Source organism: Clostridium sp. C2-6-12, from assembly GCF_009928485.1.
Taxonomy (GTDB): Bacteria; Bacillota; Clostridia; order Clostridiales; family Clostridiaceae; genus Clostridium.
This window is the reverse complement of the sequence record NZ_JAABNP010000008.1, coordinates 56,553-78,662: the sequence shown is the minus strand read 5'-3', so window position 1 is coordinate 78,662 and position 22,110 is coordinate 56,553. Positions and strand designations below refer to the sequence as shown.

The 22,110-nt window shown below is 29.8% G+C and carries 17 protein-coding genes; all 17 read left to right on the top strand.

Going from position 1 to position 22,110, the window contains the following annotated elements:
* Positions 1–305: 305 nt before the first annotated feature.
* The 17 genes from ppsA to GXK56_RS08545 all read left to right on the top strand — a co-directional run bounded on the left by ppsA (position 306) and on the right by GXK56_RS08545 (position 21,798).
* Positions 306–2,921 (top strand): phosphoenolpyruvate synthase, encoded by a 2,616-nt coding sequence (gene ppsA, locus GXK56_RS08620; RefSeq protein WP_160687064.1) that lies wholly within the window; start codon positions 306–308, stop codon positions 2,919–2,921.
* A 227-nt stretch (positions 2,922–3,148) separates the two neighbouring features.
* On the top strand, positions 3,149–3,928 hold the full coding sequence (locus GXK56_RS08615) for a class I SAM-dependent methyltransferase (protein WP_160687063.1): 780 nt from the start codon (positions 3,149–3,151) through the stop codon (positions 3,926–3,928).
* A gap of 96 nt (positions 3,929–4,024) precedes the next feature.
* The gene (locus tag GXK56_RS08610) at positions 4,025–4,696 is read left to right on the top strand and encodes a M15 family metallopeptidase (protein WP_160687062.1); all 672 of its coding nucleotides are present in this window, start codon (positions 4,025–4,027) and stop codon (positions 4,694–4,696) included.
* A gap of 19 nt (positions 4,697–4,715) precedes the next feature.
* The gene (locus GXK56_RS08605; protein ID WP_160687061.1) at positions 4,716–5,405 is read left to right on the top strand and encodes a response regulator transcription factor; all 690 of its coding nucleotides are present in this window, start codon (positions 4,716–4,718) and stop codon (positions 5,403–5,405) included.
* A complete protein-coding gene (locus GXK56_RS08600; RefSeq protein ID WP_160687060.1) occupies positions 5,395–6,504 on the top strand; it encodes a HAMP domain-containing sensor histidine kinase in 1,110 nt (369 codons plus the stop codon). Before GXK56_RS08605 ends, GXK56_RS08600 begins: the two co-directional genes overlap by 11 nt.
* Positions 6,505–6,601: 97 nt before the next feature.
* The gene (locus tag GXK56_RS08595) at positions 6,602–7,087 is read left to right on the top strand and encodes an effector binding domain-containing protein (protein ID WP_160687059.1); all 486 of its coding nucleotides are present in this window, start codon (positions 6,602–6,604) and stop codon (positions 7,085–7,087) included.
* A gap of 441 nt (positions 7,088–7,528) precedes the next feature.
* Positions 7,529–8,158 carry a cobalamin-dependent protein gene (locus tag GXK56_RS08590; protein ID WP_160687058.1) on the top strand — a complete coding sequence of 210 codons (630 nt, stop codon included), beginning with the start codon at positions 7,529–7,531 and terminating at the stop codon, positions 8,156–8,158.
* Positions 8,158–9,201: a uroporphyrinogen decarboxylase family protein gene (locus tag GXK56_RS08585; RefSeq protein ID WP_160687057.1), complete on the top strand. Its 1,044-nt coding sequence runs from the start codon at positions 8,158–8,160 to the stop codon at positions 9,199–9,201. The genes GXK56_RS08590 and GXK56_RS08585 overlap by 1 nt, the downstream gene beginning before the upstream one ends.
* A gap of 4 nt (positions 9,202–9,205) precedes the next feature.
* Positions 9,206–11,548 carry an ATP-binding protein gene (locus GXK56_RS08580; protein WP_160687056.1) on the top strand — a complete coding sequence of 781 codons (2,343 nt, stop codon included), beginning with the start codon at positions 9,206–9,208 and terminating at the stop codon, positions 11,546–11,548.
* A gap of 423 nt (positions 11,549–11,971) precedes the next feature.
* Positions 11,972–13,606 carry a PAS domain-containing hybrid sensor histidine kinase/response regulator gene (locus tag GXK56_RS08575; RefSeq protein ID WP_160687055.1) on the top strand — a complete coding sequence of 545 codons (1,635 nt, stop codon included), beginning with the start codon at positions 11,972–11,974 and terminating at the stop codon, positions 13,604–13,606.
* A gap of 417 nt (positions 13,607–14,023) precedes the next feature.
* Entirely contained in the window at positions 14,024–14,791 is a 768-nt protein-coding gene (locus tag GXK56_RS08570; RefSeq protein WP_160687054.1) for an ABC transporter ATP-binding protein, read from the top strand.
* Positions 14,778–15,101 carry an FtsX-like permease family protein gene (locus GXK56_RS28110; protein WP_243156061.1) on the top strand — a complete coding sequence of 108 codons (324 nt, stop codon included), beginning with the start codon at positions 14,778–14,780 and terminating at the stop codon, positions 15,099–15,101. The genes GXK56_RS08570 and GXK56_RS28110 overlap by 14 nt, the downstream gene beginning before the upstream one ends.
* Before the next feature lie 90 nt (positions 15,102–15,191).
* Positions 15,192–16,754 (top strand): FtsX-like permease family protein, encoded by a 1,563-nt coding sequence (locus tag GXK56_RS08565; protein ID WP_243156060.1) that lies wholly within the window; start codon positions 15,192–15,194, stop codon positions 16,752–16,754.
* Positions 16,755–16,798: 44 nt separating this feature from the next.
* The gene (locus GXK56_RS08560; protein WP_160687053.1) at positions 16,799–17,524 is read left to right on the top strand and encodes a response regulator transcription factor; all 726 of its coding nucleotides are present in this window, start codon (positions 16,799–16,801) and stop codon (positions 17,522–17,524) included.
* A 5-nt stretch (positions 17,525–17,529) separates the two neighbouring features.
* A complete protein-coding gene (locus tag GXK56_RS08555) occupies positions 17,530–18,933 on the top strand; it encodes a HAMP domain-containing sensor histidine kinase (protein ID WP_160687052.1) in 1,404 nt (467 codons plus the stop codon).
* Positions 18,934–19,100: 167 nt separating this feature from the next.
* Positions 19,101–20,522, top strand: a complete 1,422-nt coding sequence (locus tag GXK56_RS08550; protein WP_160687051.1) for a family 43 glycosylhydrolase — start codon at positions 19,101–19,103, stop codon at positions 20,520–20,522.
* Positions 20,523–20,886: 364 nt separating this feature from the next.
* On the top strand, positions 20,887–21,798 hold the full coding sequence (locus GXK56_RS08545; RefSeq protein ID WP_160687050.1) for a DMT family transporter: 912 nt from the start codon (positions 20,887–20,889) through the stop codon (positions 21,796–21,798).
* Positions 21,799–22,110: the final 312 nt, after the last annotated feature.

Below are 22,110 nucleotides of genomic sequence, written 5' to 3'. Positions count from 1 at the left end.
TGGATTTGAAAGGTTGTGCCTTGTCTCCACCATAAAACCCACGAAAAATATTCTTTTTCGTGGGTTATATTATCAACAAAATTATTTAATAATATAAATGTATTTATAAGTTAAAAAGTTTTACTGTAAATTATACATATTTAACTACATGTTTTCTAGAAAACTGAATAGATGTGTATACTGGTTTAAAAACTAAACCTCTTCACTTTAATTATACCATATAAAAAATAGCATATATAGACTGTTTCTTCTCATTTACTATTGTTATAATTTAATTCACTAGAATTGCCATAGGAGGATAAGGTATGATGCATTATGTATTTGGGTTCCAGGATATTGACAAATCAAAACTTATGATTGTTGGGGGAAAAGGTGCGAACCTAGGAGAACTTTCCAAAATTAAAGGTATAAATGTACCAGATGGTTTTTGTATTTCTACTGGAGCATTTAAAAGAATTATTGGAGAATCGTCATATATTAATAAATTACTTGATGAGTTATCACTTCTAAAAGTGGAAGATAGGGAGAAAATCAGTTACCTTAGTAGAGAGATTCGTAGAAGCATCGAAGGTATAGTTATCCCTAAAGATATTATTGAAGAGATTAACCTTAACCTTTCTAAACTTAATGAAAATAATGGTTATGCAGTACGCTCCAGCGCAACAGTGGAAGATTTACCTACAGCTTCTTTTGCAGGACAACAGGATACGTATTTAAACATTTTAGGAAAGAAGGAAATCCTAAAACATATCAGCAAGTGCTGGGCATCACTATTTACTGAGAGAGCAATAATTTATCGCCTTAAAAATGGCTTTGATCATCGTAAAGTTAGCTTATCTGTTGTTGTTCAAAAGATGGTTTTTCCGCAGGCAGCAGGAATTTTGTTCACTGCTGACCCAGTCACTTCTAATAGGAAAGTGTCTTCAATTGATGCTAGCTTTGGCCTTGGTGAGGCCGTGGTTTCTGGCTTAGTAAATGCAGATATATATAAAGTAAGTGACGGCAAAATTTTAGATAAGAAGATATCCCCTAAGAAACTGGCTATTTATGCCTTAGAAGATGGTGGTACGAAAAAACAAGAGATTGAATATGAGAGGCAGAATATTCAAGCGTTGACAGATGAGCAAATTTTAAGCCTTAAAGACATAGGCAGAAAGATAGAAGAACATTTCAATTGTCCACAAGATATAGAATGGTGTTTGGTTGATAGCACATTTTATATTGTTCAGAGTCGTCCAATCACTACTTTATACCCAATAACTGAAACAAACCATGAAGAAAATCATGTTTACTTATCTGTTGGTCATCAACAAATGATGACCGACCCAATAAAACCATTGGGAATGTCCATATATAAGTTAACATCCTTTGGACCAAGGTTTGAAGCTGGTGGAAGATTGTTTGTTGACGTTACACAAATGCTTTCTTCACCTGATAGCAGAAATATGTTATTAAATAACATGGAGCAACATGATCCGCTTATGAAGGATGCACTTATGACCATAATAGAACGAGGAGATTTCATAAAACTTTTACCAAAGGATAATGAAAAGCAAAATAATCATAAAATTAATAAAAGTATGTCATCTTCTAAGTCAGAAGCAGAAATTGAAAATAACACTACAATAGTTTTTGATTTGATTAAGAAGAATCAAGCATCCATAGAGCTATTAAAACATAATATTCAAAGGAAATCAGGAGTAGATTTGTTTGATTTTATTATAGAAGATATCAAAGAATTAAAGAGGATTTTATTTGACCCACAAAGTACAGCTGTATTTATGGCAGCTATTAATGCTTCAGCATGGATCAATGAAAAAATGAATGAGTGGTTAGATGAAAAAAATGTAGCAGACATCCTTTCTCAATCTGTACCAAATAATATTACTTCGGAAATGGGATTAGAACTACTTAATGTAGCAGATGTGATTAGACCTTATTCTAAAATAATTGATTATTTACATCATGTGAAAGATGATAACTTTTTGGATAAGATAGTTGAGTTTGAAGGAGGACAGGAAACTAAGGCTGCAATATTGTCTTATCTGAACAAATATGGAATGCGCTGTAGTGGAGAAATTGATATTACAAACCCCCGCTTTAGTGAGAAGCCAATAATACTTGTGCCTATGATTCTAAGTCACATTAATAATTTAGAACCTAATGCTAGCAATAGGAAATTTGAGCACGGTAAGCAGGAAGCTTTAAAAAAGGAACAAGAATTATTAGAAAGATTAAAGAGATTGCCAGATGGTGAACAAAAGGCTAAAGAGACAAAACAAAAGATAGATATAATTCGAAATTTTATAGGCTATCGTGAATACCCAAAATACGGCATGGTTAATCGTTATTTCCTTTATAAGCAAGCTATGATGGAAGAAGCTAAAAAACTAACAGAAGCAGGTGTCCTTTTTGAAAAAGAAGATATATACTATCTCACAATTGAAGAATTTCGTCAGGTCGTAGGTACAGAAAAAATAGACTACCAAATCATTAACAAGCGAAAAAATGAGTATAAATTATATGAAAAGTTAAATCCACCTCGTGTTTTAACATCTGATGGTGAAGCACTTTCTGGTAAGTATAAACGAGAAGATCTTCCAGCTAGAGCTATTGCAGGTTTACCTGTTTCATCAGGAGTAATAGAGGGAAGAGCTCGCGTAATCTTAAAACTGGAAGATGCTGAGCTAGAAGCCGGGGATATACTAGTCACCACCTTTACTGATCCTAGCTGGACAACATTATTTGTATCCATAAAAGGCTTAGTTACAGAAGTTGGAGGACTAATGACCCATGGAGCAGTTATTGCACGTGAATATGGTTTACCAGCAGTTGTAGGAGTAGATAATGCTACTAAATTAATAAAAGATGGAGATAGGATTCGCGTAAATGGAACAGAAGGATATGTAGAAATTTTATAATTAAAAGTTGTTGTATTCTTCTTGGAGAATTAAATGGTAGATAAAAGCTAGAAAGCGACTCAATTAGGGTCGCTTTCTCACATATAAAAAATATATTATCTTATTGTATTTTAGTATTTACAAATAAAACTCAAACTTTAATTGAAATATAGTATATAATAATTGTTAGCATGAAAATAAATCATAGCTAGAAAAAACAAATGAATAAATAATAAATGAGGGAAAAGATGAAGATTGCAGTTACAACTACAAGAGATACCAATGAAAGTTTAAATTATAAAGCAAAAGAGATATCTAAAGATTTAGATATACCATATATAAAAAGAGGTTACGGTAGCATTAAAAAAACAATTTTAAAAGAGGGTTTTGATTACTTATTAGTAGTTGAAAGAGATAAAATTGTTATAAAGGGTGAGGATAGTACATTATTTTGGCATCCTAATATGTCAGAGCTTAAGATTAAATCAATAAGACAAGGCAATAAAGATGCTATGATAGAAGCAACAAGATTAGAAGAAGGAAATAGTATATTAGATTGCACATTAGGTCTTGCAGGTGATTCACTTGTCTTTTCAGCAGTGGTTGGGGAAAAAGGAAAAGTTGTAGGGACAGAAATCAATAAGTATATAGCTTATTTAAGTAAATGTGGATTAGAAAGTTATAAGGATGTTGATGGCAAAACTATGAATAATATAAAAGTCGTTAATGAATCCTATGAAGATTATATTATAAAGCAAAATGATAATAGTTTTGATGTAGTATACTTTGATCCTATGTTTAAAGAACCAAATAAAAAGTCAACAACGATAAATTCCTTTAGGGATTTTGCAGATCACAGAGGCTTAACAAAAGAGATTTTAATGGAGGCTCTTAGAGTCTGCAAAAATAGAGTGGTAATAAAAGAAAGACAAGGTTCCAATGAGCTTGAAAAGCTAGGAATAGAAAAATATTATGGTGGCAAAAAAAGCGGTGCAATTATTTATGGAGTAATTGAAAAAATATACTAGTTTTTTAAAACTTAAGATTTCGTAAGGTTTATTTATAATTCCTGTAAACTTTATCTTCTACAATGAAATTATGATATTTGGAAGGAAGTAGAAGAAATGATAAAAGTATATAGGAAAATACTAGGATTGATAATAATAATTTGCGGAGTTTGGTATATTACAGGTAATGCAAGTATTTTTAGTTCTAATGACAAAGACTACTTAGTAACCACTGCTAATGGAAAGGAAAAAATACTATTAGTAAATGAAAAGCATGGATTAAGCGATAATTATGTACCAGAAAGATTAAGCATACCTAATATACCATTTTCGAATGGAGCCGAGAATGAAGAAAAACATGTGGCAGGAATTATTGTAAAGCCATTAGAAGAATTAGTAAAAGCAGCTAAAAAAGATAATATAACATTACTTGGTAATTCGGGATATAGATCTTATAAGTCACAAAAAAATATTTATGAGGATAGAGTTAAATCTCAAGGAAAAAAGCTTGCAGATGCATATGTAGCTAAACCTGGTTTTAGTGAACATCAAACAGGGTTATGCATTGATATCACTAATAAAAGTGGGAATTTTACAAAGGGAACTATTGAAGCAGATTGGCTTGCGGAAAATTGCCATAAATATGGTTTTATTATAAGATATCCTTATGGAAAGAAAAATTTAACAGGAATTGAATATGAACCATGGCATATTAGATATGTAGGAAAGGAAGCTGCTAAGTATATTCATGACAATGGAATTACATTAGAAGAATACTTACAAAAATAGTTCCGAAATGGAGGAGTAAATGAATAATATTCTTGTAGTAGATGATGAAAAAGAAATAAGAGATTTGCTAGAAATAAACCTTAGTAATGAAGGCTACAATATATTTAAGGCAAACTGCGGTGAGGAAGCCTTTGATATTTTGGAAAAGGAAGAAATACATTTAATAGTTTTAGATGTAATGATGCCAGGTATTGATGGGCTAGAGGTTTGCAGAAGGGTAAGGGAAAAGAATAACATACCAATACTTATGTTAAGTGCAAAATCAGAGGATATGGATAAGATTAAAGGAATTATGACAGGTGCAGATGACTATGTATGTAAGCCATTTAATCAACTAGAACTTATAGTTAGAGTAAAGGCATTACTTAGACGAGCATATTATCTAAATACTAAAATACAAGCTTCGGTAGATTTAATAAGAATTGAAGCAATGGTTATAGATAAAAGTAAACATACTGTAACTGTAGATGATAAAGAAGTGGATTTAACAGCTAGGGAATTTGAAATATTATATCTTTTAGCTACAAATAGAGGAAGAGTTTTTAGTGCAGAGGAAATTTTTGAAAAGGTATGGAAGGAAAGATATTTTCAATCTAATAATACTGTTATGGTACATATGAGCAGATTAAGGGATAAAATAGAACATCATATGGAAGGAAATAAAATAATTCATACTATATGGGGAGTTGGATATAAAATTGAAAAATAAAAGATTCTATAAATATTGGTTATCATCATTAGGAGAGATTGCAACTGCTGTGATAGTAAGTTATATAAGTATAGTAGTGATTTATAAAATATTATTGTATTTATATATAAATACTAAAATTCAACTCATTAATTATATCTTTAAAATATTCAGAATTTTTGACACTGAAATTTTTCAAGGTGCAAGTTTGGAAATTAGTGGAGTCATATTATTTGTGGTGGCATATTTACTCATTATCTATAGAAAAACTAAAAGTTTGGTAGCTATTATTGATCAAGCTGAATTAATGGCTAATGGTGACTTGGATAGATTAATAGAAGTAAATGGGGAAAATGATATTAAGAATTTAGCAGAAAATATAAATAATATATCAAAACAGCTTAAAGAAATAACAATAGTAGAAAGAAAAGCGCAACAAACTAAAAATGATTTGATAACTAATGTTTCTCATGATTTAAGGACTCCTTTAACTTCTATAATAGGTTATTTGGAAATAATTGATGCTGATAAATATAAAGATGAAGTGAGATTAAGATATTATGTTAATATAGCATTTGAAAAGGCAAAAGCATTGAATTTACTTATTAATGATTTGTTTGAGCTTACCAAAATGCAAAATAACACCATTAATTTAGATAAAGCTGATATAAATTTAGTAGAATTGTTAGGACAGGTTGTTGCCTGTTTTGAATATCAATTTAAAAATGCAGAAATGGAATCAAGAATCAACTTTTCTGAGGATAAGCTTATAGTAAATGCAGATTCAGGAAAACTAGTCAGAGCATTTGAAAATTTACTGTCTAATTCAATTAAGTATGGCCGAGATGGGGTTTATGTAGATGTAACTACAAAAATGGAAGATAATATGGCAGTAGTTCAAGTTATAAACTATGGTCAATCAATATCACCAATAGACTTGCCATATATATTTGATAGATTCTATAGGGTGGAAAAGTCTAGAAATAGCCATATAGGTGGATCTGGATTAGGGCTGGCTATTACAAAAAATATTATAGAATTGCATCAAGGAACCATATCGGCATATAGTGATGAGACTAGAACTGTTTTTGAAGTAAGGTTGCCGGTTATTTTGATTTAATTCAACCAATGCAATAAAGCAATATAACTTCTATTTACATAAATACCTATATATGATATAAAAATGGTATTATGATATTTAGAAGGGGGATTTGTAAATGTACAATGAAATGTGCAATATTGAGGTTATAACCTTTAGGGAAGATATTATAGTTTATGGGTTGAATTTACAGAGTTCTGGCTTGCCTATTAATTTTCAAAGTCTTGGAATGATGTGGGACAAGTACACTGAGGATATTAAGAAGAATACCCCGAATCGTACTGACAAAGATATTGAGTATGCAGTTTGTCTTAATAAAGTGCCTGACTATATAGTTGGTGTTGAAATAACTGAAATTCAAAAGGAAAAGATAGGGTTCAAGGGTTTTACAATTCCAGCAGGAAAATATGTGAAGGTAGAATTTAATGGAGAAAATCATCAGGATCTTGTGGATGCAAAGTTAATGGCAAGACAAAAAGAAGCTAAGAAATGGGCAAAGAATGAAAAGATTAAGCTTAATAATGAATTTACAGTGGAAGTATATCCAAAGCAAACCATAGAAAAGGATTATCCTGAGATGTATTGTTTGTTTCCGATTATATAGATGAGAAGATTATATATTTTGAATGTATTTCAGGTTTTAAACGAATATTACAAATGTGTTATATGTTTCCAAAGACTAAGGTTTTGGGAAATTTTTTTGTTAAAAAAATCTAACTTTTATTCATAACCAAGAAGATTTGTGTAAAGATTTGATAATACCAAAGGTAAGAATAAAGAATTTTAGTGCTAATTAATGGAAATTTATGTACAAATAATGTTAAAAAATATAGGAAAATATAACAATAAGTAGTATAATAATTATAATGACTTGATTAATAGCACAATTACTTATTAACATACCTAAGAGGAGAATCTATTGAATTCATATAATAATTTTTAATTATCTTAGACGTAAATTTTTCCCGCATAAACGATTACAATATTAAGTAATAAGAAAATATTAAGTAGACTAAAAATACTTAATAAAGAAGGGAGCTAATTGATGAACTGGGAGACATTTGAAAAGGCTTTGCTTGATTACAATAAATTCGAAGTTAATAATATTCTATCCCATTTTTTAGCTAAAAAAAATGGGATAAACTTTATAGATGAGTATATAGTTAAGTCTCTGACTTCTATTGGTGATAAATGGGAAAGAGGGGAAGTAGCTTTATCTCAGGTATATATGAGTAGTAGGCTTTGTGAGGAAATTGCTATCTCAATTTTGGCTGAAAAGAAATTTCCAATTAAGAATGAAAAGCCAATTGCAATAGTAACCCTTGAGGACTATCACACTCTTGGAAAGAGAATTGTAAGTGCAGTGGTGAGATCAAGCGGTTTTGAGCTTATAGACTATGGTACTATAAGTGAACCCGAGGAGATAATAAAGAAAGTCACTGAAGATAATATAAAGATACTTATGATATCCGTATTAATGTATCCTTCTGCTTTAAAAATCAAGAAAATATCTCAATTGTTTCATGAAAAGGCTCCTTCAGTAAAAATATTGGTTGGAGGTGCACCTTTTTTAATAGACAGCACACTTTGGAAGGAAGTGGGCGCTGATGAAATGGGTAAAAGCGCAGCTGATAATATTGCTATTATAGAACGGTGGATAGAGGAGGATTCTTAATGGAAAAAAATTATACTTCTATGGAAAGAGTGCTGACAGCTATGAATAAGCAGGAGCCAGACAAGGTACCATTGTTTCTAATGTGTACACATTATTGTGCAAAATTTTTAGATATGTCGATTGAAAATTATTTTTCTAAACCTGAAAATGTTGCAAAGGGACAAATGATGCTTTTTAAAAAATTCCACAATGATTGTTTGAATTCATTTTATTCTGCTGCTCATGAGTATGCGGCTTTCGGTAGTGAAGTTATTTTCAACGAGGACGGACCTCCTAATGCTGGCGAACCAATAATAAAAAATTTTGACCATATTTTAAAATTACAACCGCCTGATGTTAAAAACTCAAAAATTCTTAAAAACTGTCTTGAGACAATATCAATATTAAGGAGTGAAGTAGGAACATCAGTACCTATTAGTGGTAGTGTATTATCACCGTTCTCACTTCCTATTCTTCAACTGGGTTTCGGTAAATATATTGAGCTGATTTATGAAAAACCAGAGTTATTAGATCATCTTATAAAAATCAATGAGAAATTTTGCACTGAATGGGCTAATATGCAATTGATGGCAGGCGCATCATTTATATCATTTATAGATTCTATGTCTGTATCCTCAGTTATTCCTAAAAGCTTATATTTAATAAACGGATTTCCTTCTGCAAAGAGAACAATACCAACTATTAAAAGTGATGTAGCCATTGCTACTTCCTCAGCTAGTTCAGCTTCAATACTTGAGGAAATACTTGAAGCTGGGATTAAGGTTATTTTAGTAAGCCATACTGACGATCTTGCTGAAATAAAGAAGAAAGTCGGTAAAAGAGCTACCTTACTTGGAAATTTAAATGGTATTGAAATGTGCAAGTGGACCCCATCTGATGCTGAATTTAATGTTAAGGAGGCAATAAGAAAAGCTGGGGCAGGCGGAGGATTTATCCTATGTGACAGTATAGGAGATATTCCTTATCAGGTTAATGAGGATATTTTGTATGAAATCTCAGAAAGTGTAAATAAGTGGGGGAGATATCCATTAAATTGGAGGTGACGGTATGGATGATAAACTATATATTTTGATTTGTGAATGTTTTAAGATTGAAGCAGAGAGTATTGGAGAAATATTAAAAAATAAAAATATTGAATTTAAATACTATTCAATGGACTGTATTAATTGCAACTGTCAAAGGCAGAAAGTTTATGATCGTCTTATTGCCTCAGGTTATAACAGAGATGCAGTCATTTTGCTTCCAATTCAAAAGTGTTCTGGAAAAGGTGAGAATCTTGCTTGTGAAAGTACTTTCAATTCATGTATATCATTATTGTCTGGTAGTGAGTTACTAAAATACCTTGCTTCAAAGGGATATTACTTAACTACACCAGGTTGGTTAAGAAGATGGAAACACATCATTATAGATACATATGGATTTAATAAAAAAAATGCACGTGAATTTTTCTCAGAATTCTGCAAAAAAGTGGTTCTTATTGACAGTGGTGCATATAATAATATCTTATCAGATTTAATGGAGTTTTCTGACTATATAGGAATGGAATATGAAATTATAGATGCTGGGTTGGATACCTTTTTGAGTACCATAAACAACTCATATATAAACTGGAAAGTTAGTAGACTAGAATACATTTTAAATTCAAAAAACAAACAGGTTACGGATTATGCTCTTGTATTTGATTTTTTTGAAAAAAAAGCAACACTTTTAAAGCGAGAAGATCTGATTAAAAATATATTTACTTTATTTGAAATGTTGACTGGTGCTAAGCAGCTCGCATTTCTTCCCATAATAGAACATAAAAAAGGAGAGCTTATTTTCAATCAAGGAAAGTCATATAAAAGTGAGTTATATGACATTGAAAATTTAGAATTTAAGCAAAACTATTTTCTTACTCCCTCTGGAACAGGATATATTTTCAGGATAACTTTTGATAATGAATTGCTGGGTTATATGGAAGTGGAAAATATTATGTTTCCTAATTATATGGAAAGCTATTTAGATTTATCAAAAACAATTATGACAATTCTAGGAATAATGCTTTTTAACTCAAAGATTTATGAGAAATTAATAGATACAAATGAAGAACTTCTTTCGCTTAATACTGAGCTTGAGATGCTCGTTGATAAACGTACTTCAGAGTTGTTGGATGTAAATAGGAATCTCGAAGAAACAAACTGTATTTTAGAAGAAGAAATTGAAGAACGAAAGTTAACTGAAAGTCAGCTTAAGGTTGCTAAAGAAGAAGCAGAAAGGGCCAATTCAGCTAAAAGTCAGTTTTTGGCAAATATGAGCCATGAAATAAGAACACCTATGAATGGTATTTTAGGAATGACTAGCTTATTGCAATACACAGAGTTGACATGCGAACAAACTGATATAGTAAAAACTATTGAAACTTCTTCAAAACATCTGCTCCAAATTATTAATGATATCCTCGATCTTTCAGTAATTGATGTAGGCAAGGTTCAATTACAGCCTGAATGTGTTAATATATTTAGTTTAATGAATGAGAGTAGAAATTTATTTACATATTTAGCGGAGAATAAAGGACTGAGTCTTTATATTACTGTAGACAATAATTTACCAAATGAAATCATTTTAGATAAAGGCAGATTAATGCAAGTTTTAAGTAATCTAATAGGAAATGCAATTAAATTTACTGAAAAGGGTAAAATTAATATATCTGTAAATAAGGTTGAGGATATTGATAATAAAGTTAAGATAATGTTTTCTGTAAAAGATACTGGAATTGGAATTAAGGAAGAAGACCTTCCTAGATTATTTAATTATTTTACACAATTGGATATTTCCACAACAAAAAAATTTCAAGGAACTGGTTTGGGACTTGCAATTTCTAAAAATCTCATTAGGCTCATGGGTGGAGAAATATATGTTGAGAGCCAGTATGGTAAGGGAAGCAATTTTTACTTTACTTGTTTGTTTGATATTTGTAATATTAATAAGGATGGGGCAAATGATCAAAATATGTTTGTACAAAATAAACCTTGTCCAGAAATTAAAATATTACAAATTGAAGATGATATGATCAGCCAAAGATTTATGAAGCAATTATGTAAATATACAGGTTGGAAAATAAAAGTAGCTTCAAATGGGTTAGAAGCATTAGATATACTTGAAAACGAGAATTTTGATATAGTTCTTATGGATATTCAAATGCCAGATATGAGTGGAATTGAAGTTACAAAAATAATTCGTGAAAGAGAAAAGTTAACTGGTAAGCATATTATTATAATTGCAACCACAGCATATGCAATGGGGGGAGATAGAGATATATGTCTTAATACTGGTATGGATGATTATATTACTAAACCAATTGAAGTTACGAAACTTAAAGAAGTTATTAATAAATATAGTAATAACTGTTAGTAATGTTTATATAAAATTTTATTAATTTCTACAGAAATTAGACAATGGGATGACTTGGATTATACTCACTAATTATTTAGGTGTTTTTATATGTCTTTAAATAGTGGATTTTGAGATTACATTTCGCCTCCATTATAAAATACACGACTATTTGTATGTGGTTAAAATAGTGGCTTACATATAGTCGTGTTTTTTTTATTGTCCTCGGTAGTTCAGCTATAGTTGATAGAAAATAAATTTGAAAACATAGAATAAGAGAATTGAGTTCAAATAGTTTAAAACAAAATATTAAGGATCATATGGAAAATTAGAATATTTAAGGATATAATATTATGTAATGTTAAATTAATGGAAAATTATTTGTTATGTTATGGTATATTAAGTTAGAAAATATATATTTTGTTAAAAGTAAGAGGGTTATATATGAATCTAAATGATGAGTTTTGGTTAAAAGAAGCACAAAAAATAGCAAGGCTTGGGATGTTTGCCTATGATTTAAAGAAGGACAGGTGGAGTAGTTCTGAGATACTTGATGAAATATTTGGTATTAATGATTGTTATATCAAGGATTTTCAAGGTTGGCTAAACCTTGTTCACCCAAGTCAAAAAAATCATATGATGTCATGGTTTTATGAGTCAATTAAAACTGGAGATTATCTTAATAGAGAGTTTATGATAATAAATCAAATTGATAAAGCTGAGAGATGGTTAAAAGCAAAATGTAAAATGGATTTCGATAAAAACGGAATGCCAGAAAAGTTAGTAGGAGTCATTCAAGATATTAGCGAGCTTAAACAAAGTGAAGAAAGTTATAAAAAGCTTGATAGAGAATTCCAACAAAACCAATCTTTTTTAATGTCTATTATTAATTCAATTCCAGATTTATTTTTCTACAAGGATATTAATAGCAAATACTTAGGGTGCAATAAAGCTTTTGAAGAGTTTACAGGAATTAAGGAAGAAAATCTTATAGGGATGACAGATTTTGATGTTTTTGAAACAGATATAGCAGAATCCTTTATAACTAAAGATTTAGAAATGATTAATCAAAAGAATTTTGTTAGGTTTGAAGAATGGATTAAGTACCCTAATGGTAACTCTATATTATTAGATACAATAAAAACTCCTTACTACAATTCCAAAGGTCATGTAGTAGGTATTATTGGAATATGCAGGAATATAACTGAGCGAAAGCTGAAGGAAGAATTACAGAAAAATGTTGATGAAGAGAGAAGAAGAATAAATGAATTAAAGGAACACGATAGAATTAAAACAGAATTTTTTGCAAATATTTCACATGAACTGAGAACTCCAGTAAATGTTATTTTTTCAGCTTTACAAATGTATGAACTTAAATTAAAAGACTGTTCATGCTTAAACACATCTGAAGAAATCCATAAATATACCAAGATGATGAAACAAAATTGTTATCGTCTTTTGAGATTGATTAATAATTTAATTGATATAACTAAGATAGATAATGGTTACTTACAGTTAAATGAAATCAATTATGACATAATAAGCTTAGTTGAAAATATAACATTATCAGTAGCTGCACACATTGAAAATAAAGGATTAACCCTTATATTTGATACAAATACTGAGGAGAAAATAATTGCTTGTGATCCAGAAAAGATAGAAAGAATTATTTTGAATTTATTATCAAATGCAGTAAAGTTTACTCCTTATGGTGGCAATATTAGAATTAATATAGAGGACAAAACTGAAAATATTTATATAAGGGTTAAAGATAGTGGACGAGGTATTCCAATGGAAAAGGTGGATTCTATATTCGAGCGTTTTGTACAAGTTGATAAGACTTTAGCAAGAGATCATGAAGGAAGTGGAATAGGATTATCACTTGTAAAAGCCTTAGTTGAACTACATGGTGGAACAATTAGTGTAGTGAGTGAATTGAAAAAAGGAAGTGAATTTATTGTTCAGATTCCTGTAAGGGTATTAGAAAGTAGTGAATTTAAACAAAGTCATCATTTCGCTGAAGACTCTAAGTTTTATGTGGATAAGCTTAATATTGAATTTTCAGATATATATTTTTAAGATAAAATATACATATCCATAAAATTTATTATGGAATTATAATAGGTAAAAACTCCGATAATGCATTTATCGGAGTTTTATTGTTATAAGTAACCACTTATAAAATAGGCTTCATTTATAAATTGCTTGTGGATATGAAAGGAATACAGAATAATCCATGACTAACTTAAGTATAATCTTAGATTTTTAATAAAATAAAGATCAATTATTAAATTTTAAACACTGAGATTTATAAAATGATAAAAACTTAAGATCAAATTAAGATGAGTTTAAAATCAGATTAAAATAGCACATTTACAATAATAACTGAAGTTAGGACATATAAGAAAAACAAAGTATAATAAGTTATTTTTCTTATATGGATAAATTTTAGATTAATAGTTTTGCAAAGCAGCAAAACATTCAGGAGTGATTATTGTGAATATAATGGAAGTTAGAAATGTAAAAAAAGTTTATGGTTCGAAAAACGGAGGAAGTGAGTCAAATGCATTAAATGGAGTGAGTTTTTCTGTTGTTAAAGGAGAATTCCTAGGAATAATGGGGCCCTCAGGAGCAGGTAAATCAACTTTGCTTAATGTAATATCATCTATTGATAGTCCAACCTCAGGAACAATTACAATTGGAGGAAAAAGCTTTATAAATCTAGATGAAGACGAATTATCCTTATTCAGAAGAAAACAGCTTGGATTTATTTTTCAAGATTATAATCTTCTTGATACATTAACCTTAAAGGAAAATATTATTTTACCACTATCTTTATCTAAAGAAGATGTTACTATTATGGAAGAAAAATTAAAGAAGATTAGCAGCATTTTAAATATTGAAGATATCTTAGGTAAATATCCTTATGAAGTTTCAGGGGGACAAAAACAAAGAACAGCAGCTGCAAGGGCAATAATTACTGAACCAGAGATAGTTTTTGCTGATGAGCCTACAGGAGCTCTTGATTCTAAATCTTCAACAGAACTTTTAAACAATCTTACTTCATTAAACCAAAATAATGAAGCAACAATTGTTATGGTAACTCATGATGCATTTGCAGCAAGTTATTGTAACAGAATCATATTTATAAAAGATGGAATACTTGATACTGAACTTGAAAAAACAGGGAGCAGGAAGGAATTTTATAATGAAATACTTAGCACTCTTGCAAATGTAGGAGGTGCTGAAAGTGACATTATTTAAACTTGGACTTAATAATGTAAAACACAATTTTAATAACTATGTTTCTTATTTTATAAGTACATTAATATCTGTTTTCATTCTTATGATATTTTATTCTATATATTACACTGATCAAATACAAACTTTTAGCTCAGCAAAGGTTAAAGTTGGTGTTATTTTTGAAGCTGCATCGTTCATAGTTATAATATTTTCAGCTATTTTTATATGGTATTCAAATAGCTTCTTTATAAAAAACAAAAAGAAAGAAGTTGCTATATATTCCCTTGTTGGAATAAAAAAAAAGGAAATAGGAAAATTGATGTTTTTTTAAAATATTTATCTAGGTGTATTAGCACTAATTGTTGGGGTGCCTTTAGGTGCAATTACCTCAAGATTCTTTTTAAAAATACTCACTTTATGTATGAAGTCAGCAGTGCCTATTGAGTATAACTTTGATATTAGATCAGTTGTAATGACTATTTTAGTTTTTATGGTTATATTTTTATTAAATTCAATAAAAGCATATAGAATAATTTATAAATTTAAACTAATAGAACTTATTCATGCCTCTAAGGAAGGAGAAAAGCAGCCTAAGTTTTCAAAAGCATTAGCAATATTGTCAATATTAATGGTAGTGTTCGGATACTTTGGAGCCTTCATAATAGATGCTGAATCAGGTGGCATTAAGATGGTGTATGAGGGGCTTGTTGTAATTATACTTGTTATCTTAGGAACTTATCTATTGTTTAACAATTTAATAATTTACTTATTAAAGCTATTTGAGAAAAATAAAAGGGTCTATTACAAAGGAGAAAACCTAATTGGAGTATCTCAGATTATCTATAGAATTAAAGGAAACTCAAATCTTCTCGCAACAATAGCTGTTGTATCAAGTGTTGCAATTACAGCACTTTGCTTTACATTTAGTTTTAGCATGTTTATTGAAAAAGTAGGGCCAAATGGAAGTCCATTTTCAGTAATGTTTGAAGGAAGCAACGAAAAAATCAATAAAAGTGTTGAAGAAGTTATTAATAATAATAATGAAATTAAAGTAACTTATAAAAAAGACTATGTAATGATAAATGGAAGTGGACTTACAGATAAATACAAAGGTCCATTTGGTCGAGATCTAAAGGGGCCTTTTGACATGTATATAATGTCAGAATCTGAATATAAGGATATTTTAAGCAATTCAGGCTTTAATAGAGGTACAGACATTGTAGATAGGGTTACTGATATTGAAATAAGTAAGAAAAACCAATGTTTTTTTATTGAAGTTAGCAGCTTAGCTAGTGGAAGACGAAGATTAGCTGGTGATAAACTTAATGCAACAATTAATGATGAAGCTTATGAATTTGATATTTCTGATTCAGATGTAAGATGTGTTTTAGGTTCTGAATTTCAAAAAGCTACTATAGTAGTACCAGATATAACTTTTAACAAGCTTTTAAAAGATAATAAAAATCTTACTATTATAAGAACATATAATTTTGATAAGGAATTAAAAAGTGGAAAAGTTGTTAAAGAGCTTAGACAGATAATTCCTAATGGATCTCCCTTATCATCATATTATGATATATACACATCTACACATACTCTTTATGGCAGTTATGTATTTATAGGTATATTTATTGGAATTCTTTTTGTCATTTCCACTGGAAGCATAATGTATTATAAGCAATTGACAGAAGCACATGAAGATAAGGATAGATATTCTATACTTTCTAAAATTGGCTTAAGTACAAAGGAAACTTTAAGAATTATATCTAAACAATTAGGTTTTATTTTTGTGATGCCACTTTTATTTGCAATTCTTAACAGCATGGCAGCACTTGGAGCTTATCTAAAATATTGTGGCTGGTCATTAGCTCTTATAGAATATGTAGGTGGAACTATAGTGGTATATGTATTAATTTATTTATGCTTTTATCTGTTATCAGTTAAATCTTATATGAGAATTATAAAACGAAATGCTGTATACTAATATATAGAATGATTGGTATTTTATAGATTAAGAGGTGTTTTGAAGTGGACTTTATAAACAATGCTGAGAAGAAAATATTACTTATAGATGATGAAAAAGATATAACTGATTTAATTGAAGATATTCTGTTAAAAGAAGGTTTTAAAAATATAAGAAAGGCATATTGCGGCATAGATGGTATAACCATATGTAGGGATGAAAAGCCTGATGTTGTTGTACTAGACATAATGCTTCCAGATGTTGATGGAATTGAAGTATGTAAAAGAATAAGAGAATTTTCTTATTGCCCAATTTTATTTTTATCTGCTAAGAATAGTGATGTTGATAAAATTGTTGGATTAGGTATGGGCGGAGATGATTATATCACAAAGCCTTTTAGTCCAAGAGAAATAGCTTTTCGTATAAAGGCACAGCTTAGAAGACAAAAATATGATGGCTTAAAAGAAGAAATTAAAAATGAAACTATAAGGTTTGGAAATATTACTATTGATAAAGCTCATAGCCAAGTATATAAGGAGGATATAGAAGTAAATCTTACAGCAAAAGAATATAAGCTTCTTTTATATTTGGCAGAGAATTCAAACAAAATAGTCAATAAGGAAAGATTATGCGAAGTAGTATGGGGAGAAGATTATTTGGGCTATGATAATACTATTTCTGTTCATGTGAGGCATTTAAGAGAAAAGCTTGAGGAAAATCCTTCTAAACCAGAAATTATAGTGACTGTTATAGGACTAGGCTATAAACTTGTAAAAAGAAATGAGCAGTGATTTAAATGAAAAAATTAGGATATAAAAGAGTCTTCAATTTATACTTTAAATTCCTTATTGCTTTTCTTATTTTAATTATAATTTTTATTGGAATAAGTTTTTACTTATTAAATGTTAACATAAACGATAAAAACAGTAATGCCAATTGGGCTAGCTGGCCAGCAAACTTTACTTCGAATTTTTCTGATAAAATATATTTTAAAGAAGGAAGACCACAATTAACAGATGAAGGCATAAAAAAAATAGAAGAATACAAGCTTAGCTTTCAAATGGTGGACAAAGAAGGAAATGTAATATTGGTGTATAATACGCCTAAAGAAGCTTTAAATCATTATACTCCTATGGAAATGGTTCAGTTATATAAAACTGGAGGTGGAATTAAGGATTTCACTATGTTTGTTGGGAGTATTCAAAATAATGAAGAAGAATGGGCATATATCATAGGTTTTCCAGCAAAAATATCAAAGGTAACACTGTATTTAAATTATGACAATTATTTAAATATTAAGTTTGTTTTTATAGGATTGTTTATATTACTTATATTATTTGCTGTAATTTATGGTATATGTATTAATCGTACATTATCAAAAATAGTAATAGGTATAAAAAATCTTGCATTAAATGCTTATGTACCTATAAAGGAAAAAGGAATGTACAAGGAAGTGTTTAATAATTTAAATCTTTTGAATATTAAGCTTAAAGCTAGTGAAGAGGAAAGAAAAAGAACTGAGGTTTTAAGGGAAGAATGGATAGCCAACATTTCTCATGATTTAAAAACACCTTTATCACCAATTAAAGGTTATGCAGAAATATTAGCTGATGAATATTCTGTTGATTTAGATGAAGTGAAAAAGTATGCACAAGTGATTCTTAAAAATGTTCAAAATGTAGAAACCATAGTTGAAAATTTAAATTTCACATATCAGTTAAAGAATGGTATGCTTCCTGTAAATCGTCAAGAAGGAAATTTAACGCGTTTATTAAAAGAAGTTATTATTAGCATATTAAACCACCCACAATATGAAGATAGAAATATTATTTTTAACTGCTTAGAAAGCAATGTGAACTTTAACTTTGATAATAACCTTTTAACAAGAGCTTTTACTAATTTATTATATAATTCAGTCATTCATAATTCCAAAGAAACCACAATAAAAATATCTATAGCTAAGAAAGATAAAATATATATTGTGATTGAGGATAATGGAAAAGGCATTAGAGAAGAAGATACAAAAAAACTTTTTGAAAGATACTACAGAGGTACAAATAGTAATGTCAATGTCAAAGGATCAGGGCTTGGAATGGCAATTGCAAAGCAGATTATAGAAGCACATGAAGGAAAAATAACTGTAGAAAGTATTTTAAAGGTTGGAACAATCATATATATAGAATTTCTAAATGAAATGTAAGTGGATGATTTGATATATATATAATCTTAGAATATGTCAATTTAAAATTACAATATATCATTGTTTCAATCTTATTAGTATTTTAAAATGATATTGATGACTTTCAACGAGTTAACCAAGTTATTCGGGTGAATGCCACCAAGTTAAAATGAAGGGAATGGTAATTTATGAAAAGACAAGGCTTTAATCCATATCTTCCATCTTGGGAATATATCCCTGATGGTGAACCTTATGTATTTGGTAATAGAGTATATGTGTATGGCTCTCATGATAGATTTAACAGCCATGCATATTGTATGAACGATTATGTTTGCTGGTCAGCTCCTGTAGATGATTTAACTGATTGGAAATACGAAGGAGTTATTTATAAAAAAACTGATGATCCAAAAAACCCCGATGGAGAAGCATGTTTATATGCTCCAGATGTTACTTTAGGCAATGACGGCAAATATTATTTATATTATTGTCTAGATCATTTTCCTATAGTGTCTGTTGCAGTTTGTGATACACCAGCTGGTAAGTATGAGTTTTATGGATATGTGCATTATAAGGATGGTACAATTCTTGGTGAAAGAGAAAATGATCAATTTCAATTTGATCCTGGCGTAATAACAGAAGGAGATAATGTATACCTTTATACTGGTTTTTGTATGCCTGAAGATAAATCAAGAAAAGGATCAATGGCAATAGTACTAGAAACAGATATGCTTACTATTAAAGAAGAACCAATAACTTTAGCTCCAAGTAAACCATATGGAAAAGGTACTGGATTTGATGGGCATGAATTTTTTGAAGCTTCTTCAATTAGAAAAGTAGGCGAAACATACTACTTTATTTATTCATCTATCAATATGCATGAACTTTGTTATGCAACAAGTAAACATCCAACTAAGGATTTTGTATACAGAGGAACAATTGTAAGCAATAATGATATGTACATAGATTCTTACAAACCAGCTGAAAAGCCAATGTTCTATGGTGGAAATAACCACGGAAGTATTGTTGAAATAAAAGGTCAATGGTATATATTCTATCATAGACACACTAATGGAACTAATTATAGTAGACAAGGCTGCATAGAACCAATTGAAATACTTGAAGATGGTACTATTCCTCAAGTAGAAATGACATCTTGTGGTCCTAATGGTGGTCCATTAATAGGTAAAGGTGAATATCCAGCATACCTTGCATGTAATTTATTCTGTAAGCATGAAGAACCAATGACTGCAGGACCAGGAGACTGGATGGATTGTCGTTTTCCTAAGATTACCCAAGATGGTAAGGATGGAGACGAAGAAATTGGCTATATTGCAAATATGAGAGATGGAGCTACAGCAGGCTTTAAATATTTTGATTGCATGGGAGTAACTAAGGTTAAAATCAAGGTTCGTGGTGGCTTATGGGTTGGCGGAACCTTTGAAATCATGACTAAATGGAATGGTACCCCTATTGGTACAATTGAAGTAGGTACTAGTAACGACTGGGTGGAATACTCATCAGATATTTCAATTCCAGATGGTGTGCATGCTTTATACTTTAGGTATGTAGGTGGAAGCCAAGCGAGTCTTGCATCGTTTACTTTGGAATAGTTAAAGATCAGATTAAAGCATCATTACTGCAACAAAAACAAAAAGAAACCTATGATTCTAAAATAGAAGAATGGAAAACAGAATTAAAGGTTAAAATTTATGAGAACAAACTATAATTACAAGTTAATAAAATTGATACTAGAATGATGTTGATTTGTAAAACTTTTGAGTGTTCTGTCCAGTATATTAGAATATTTACTTTTTGCTTGACAAATTGTATTAATGTATTTATTATAATACATGGAAATTTAATAATAAAACCGTTTTGGATGTGGATTTTTCTAGAGAAATTCTATTTTCGCCACACAATTATCAATATGATAATTGTGTGGCTTTTTCGCGTTTTAAAGAAGGAGGAGTAAATTTGAAAAAATGGCATTATGCATTAATTGTTTTCTTTGGTGGATGTTGTTATGGAGTATTATCAACATTTGTAAAGCTTGCTTACTCGGCAGGTTTTTCATCAACAGAGGTAACAGGAGGGCAATATTTTTTTGGCACAATACTTATTTGGTGTGTTTTTTTATTTACAAAAAAGAAAAAATTATCACTTAAACAAATATTAAAGCTCCTATTATCAGGAATTCCATTTGGGTTAACAGGCTTATTTTATTATCAATCATTAAAAACACTAAATGCTTCATTAGCAATAATTTTTTTATTTCAATTTGTTTGGATTGGTGCAATATTTGATTGGATATTTAATAAGAAAATACCTAGTAAACAAAAGCTTGTGTCTATAGGTATTGTACTTATTGGTTCTGTATTGGCTGCAAATGTTAGTTCACTGAAGGAAGGGAGTTTTTCATGGCAGGGAGCAATTTGGGGTTCACTTGCTGCATTAACTTATACTGGGTTTATTTTCCTTAGCGGTTCAGTTGAGAAAGATACACCACCAGTATTAAAAAGTGCACTTCTTTCAACGGGTGCTTTAATAGTAGTATTTTTATTATTTCCACCAAGATTCTTATTTGACTTTTCTATGTTAAAAGGATTAACTCAATACGGATTGATATTGGGGGGATTTGGAGTTGTTCTTCCACCACTTTTATTTTCAATTGGAATGCCTCATGTTGGACCAGGGCTTGGAACTATATTATCTGCTTCGGAGCTTCCAGTTGCTGTGACTTTGTCCTCATTAGTTTTATCAGAGCATGTGACTTGGATTCAATGGATTGGGGTAATACTTATTTTTGCTGCAATTATTGGAAGTAATATAAAAAGTGAAGAAAATCATAGTGAATTCTCTAATGAGATAGAAGAGAGTTATGTCTAAAATTATATTCTAGAATATAATAGGAGGAGAAGTGTGATCTAATAGGGTTTCTTCCAAAAAAATTTTCCAACTGTCTTGACTGTAGTGTTATTGCTGTGTACATGTTAATTCTCTACCTCCTATACTTTATTAATAGACTGAATCAAGTACTAAGGTTTAGAAACATAAGTATGTGGTATGCCAAATTTAATCATATAAATTTATGACATGAAAAGAAAAAATTCAATAAATATAATGGATATATATTTATTGATATACTTCTACAGGTAATAAAGTTCCATTTTGTATATTTTAACTAGATTATTTTAGTTC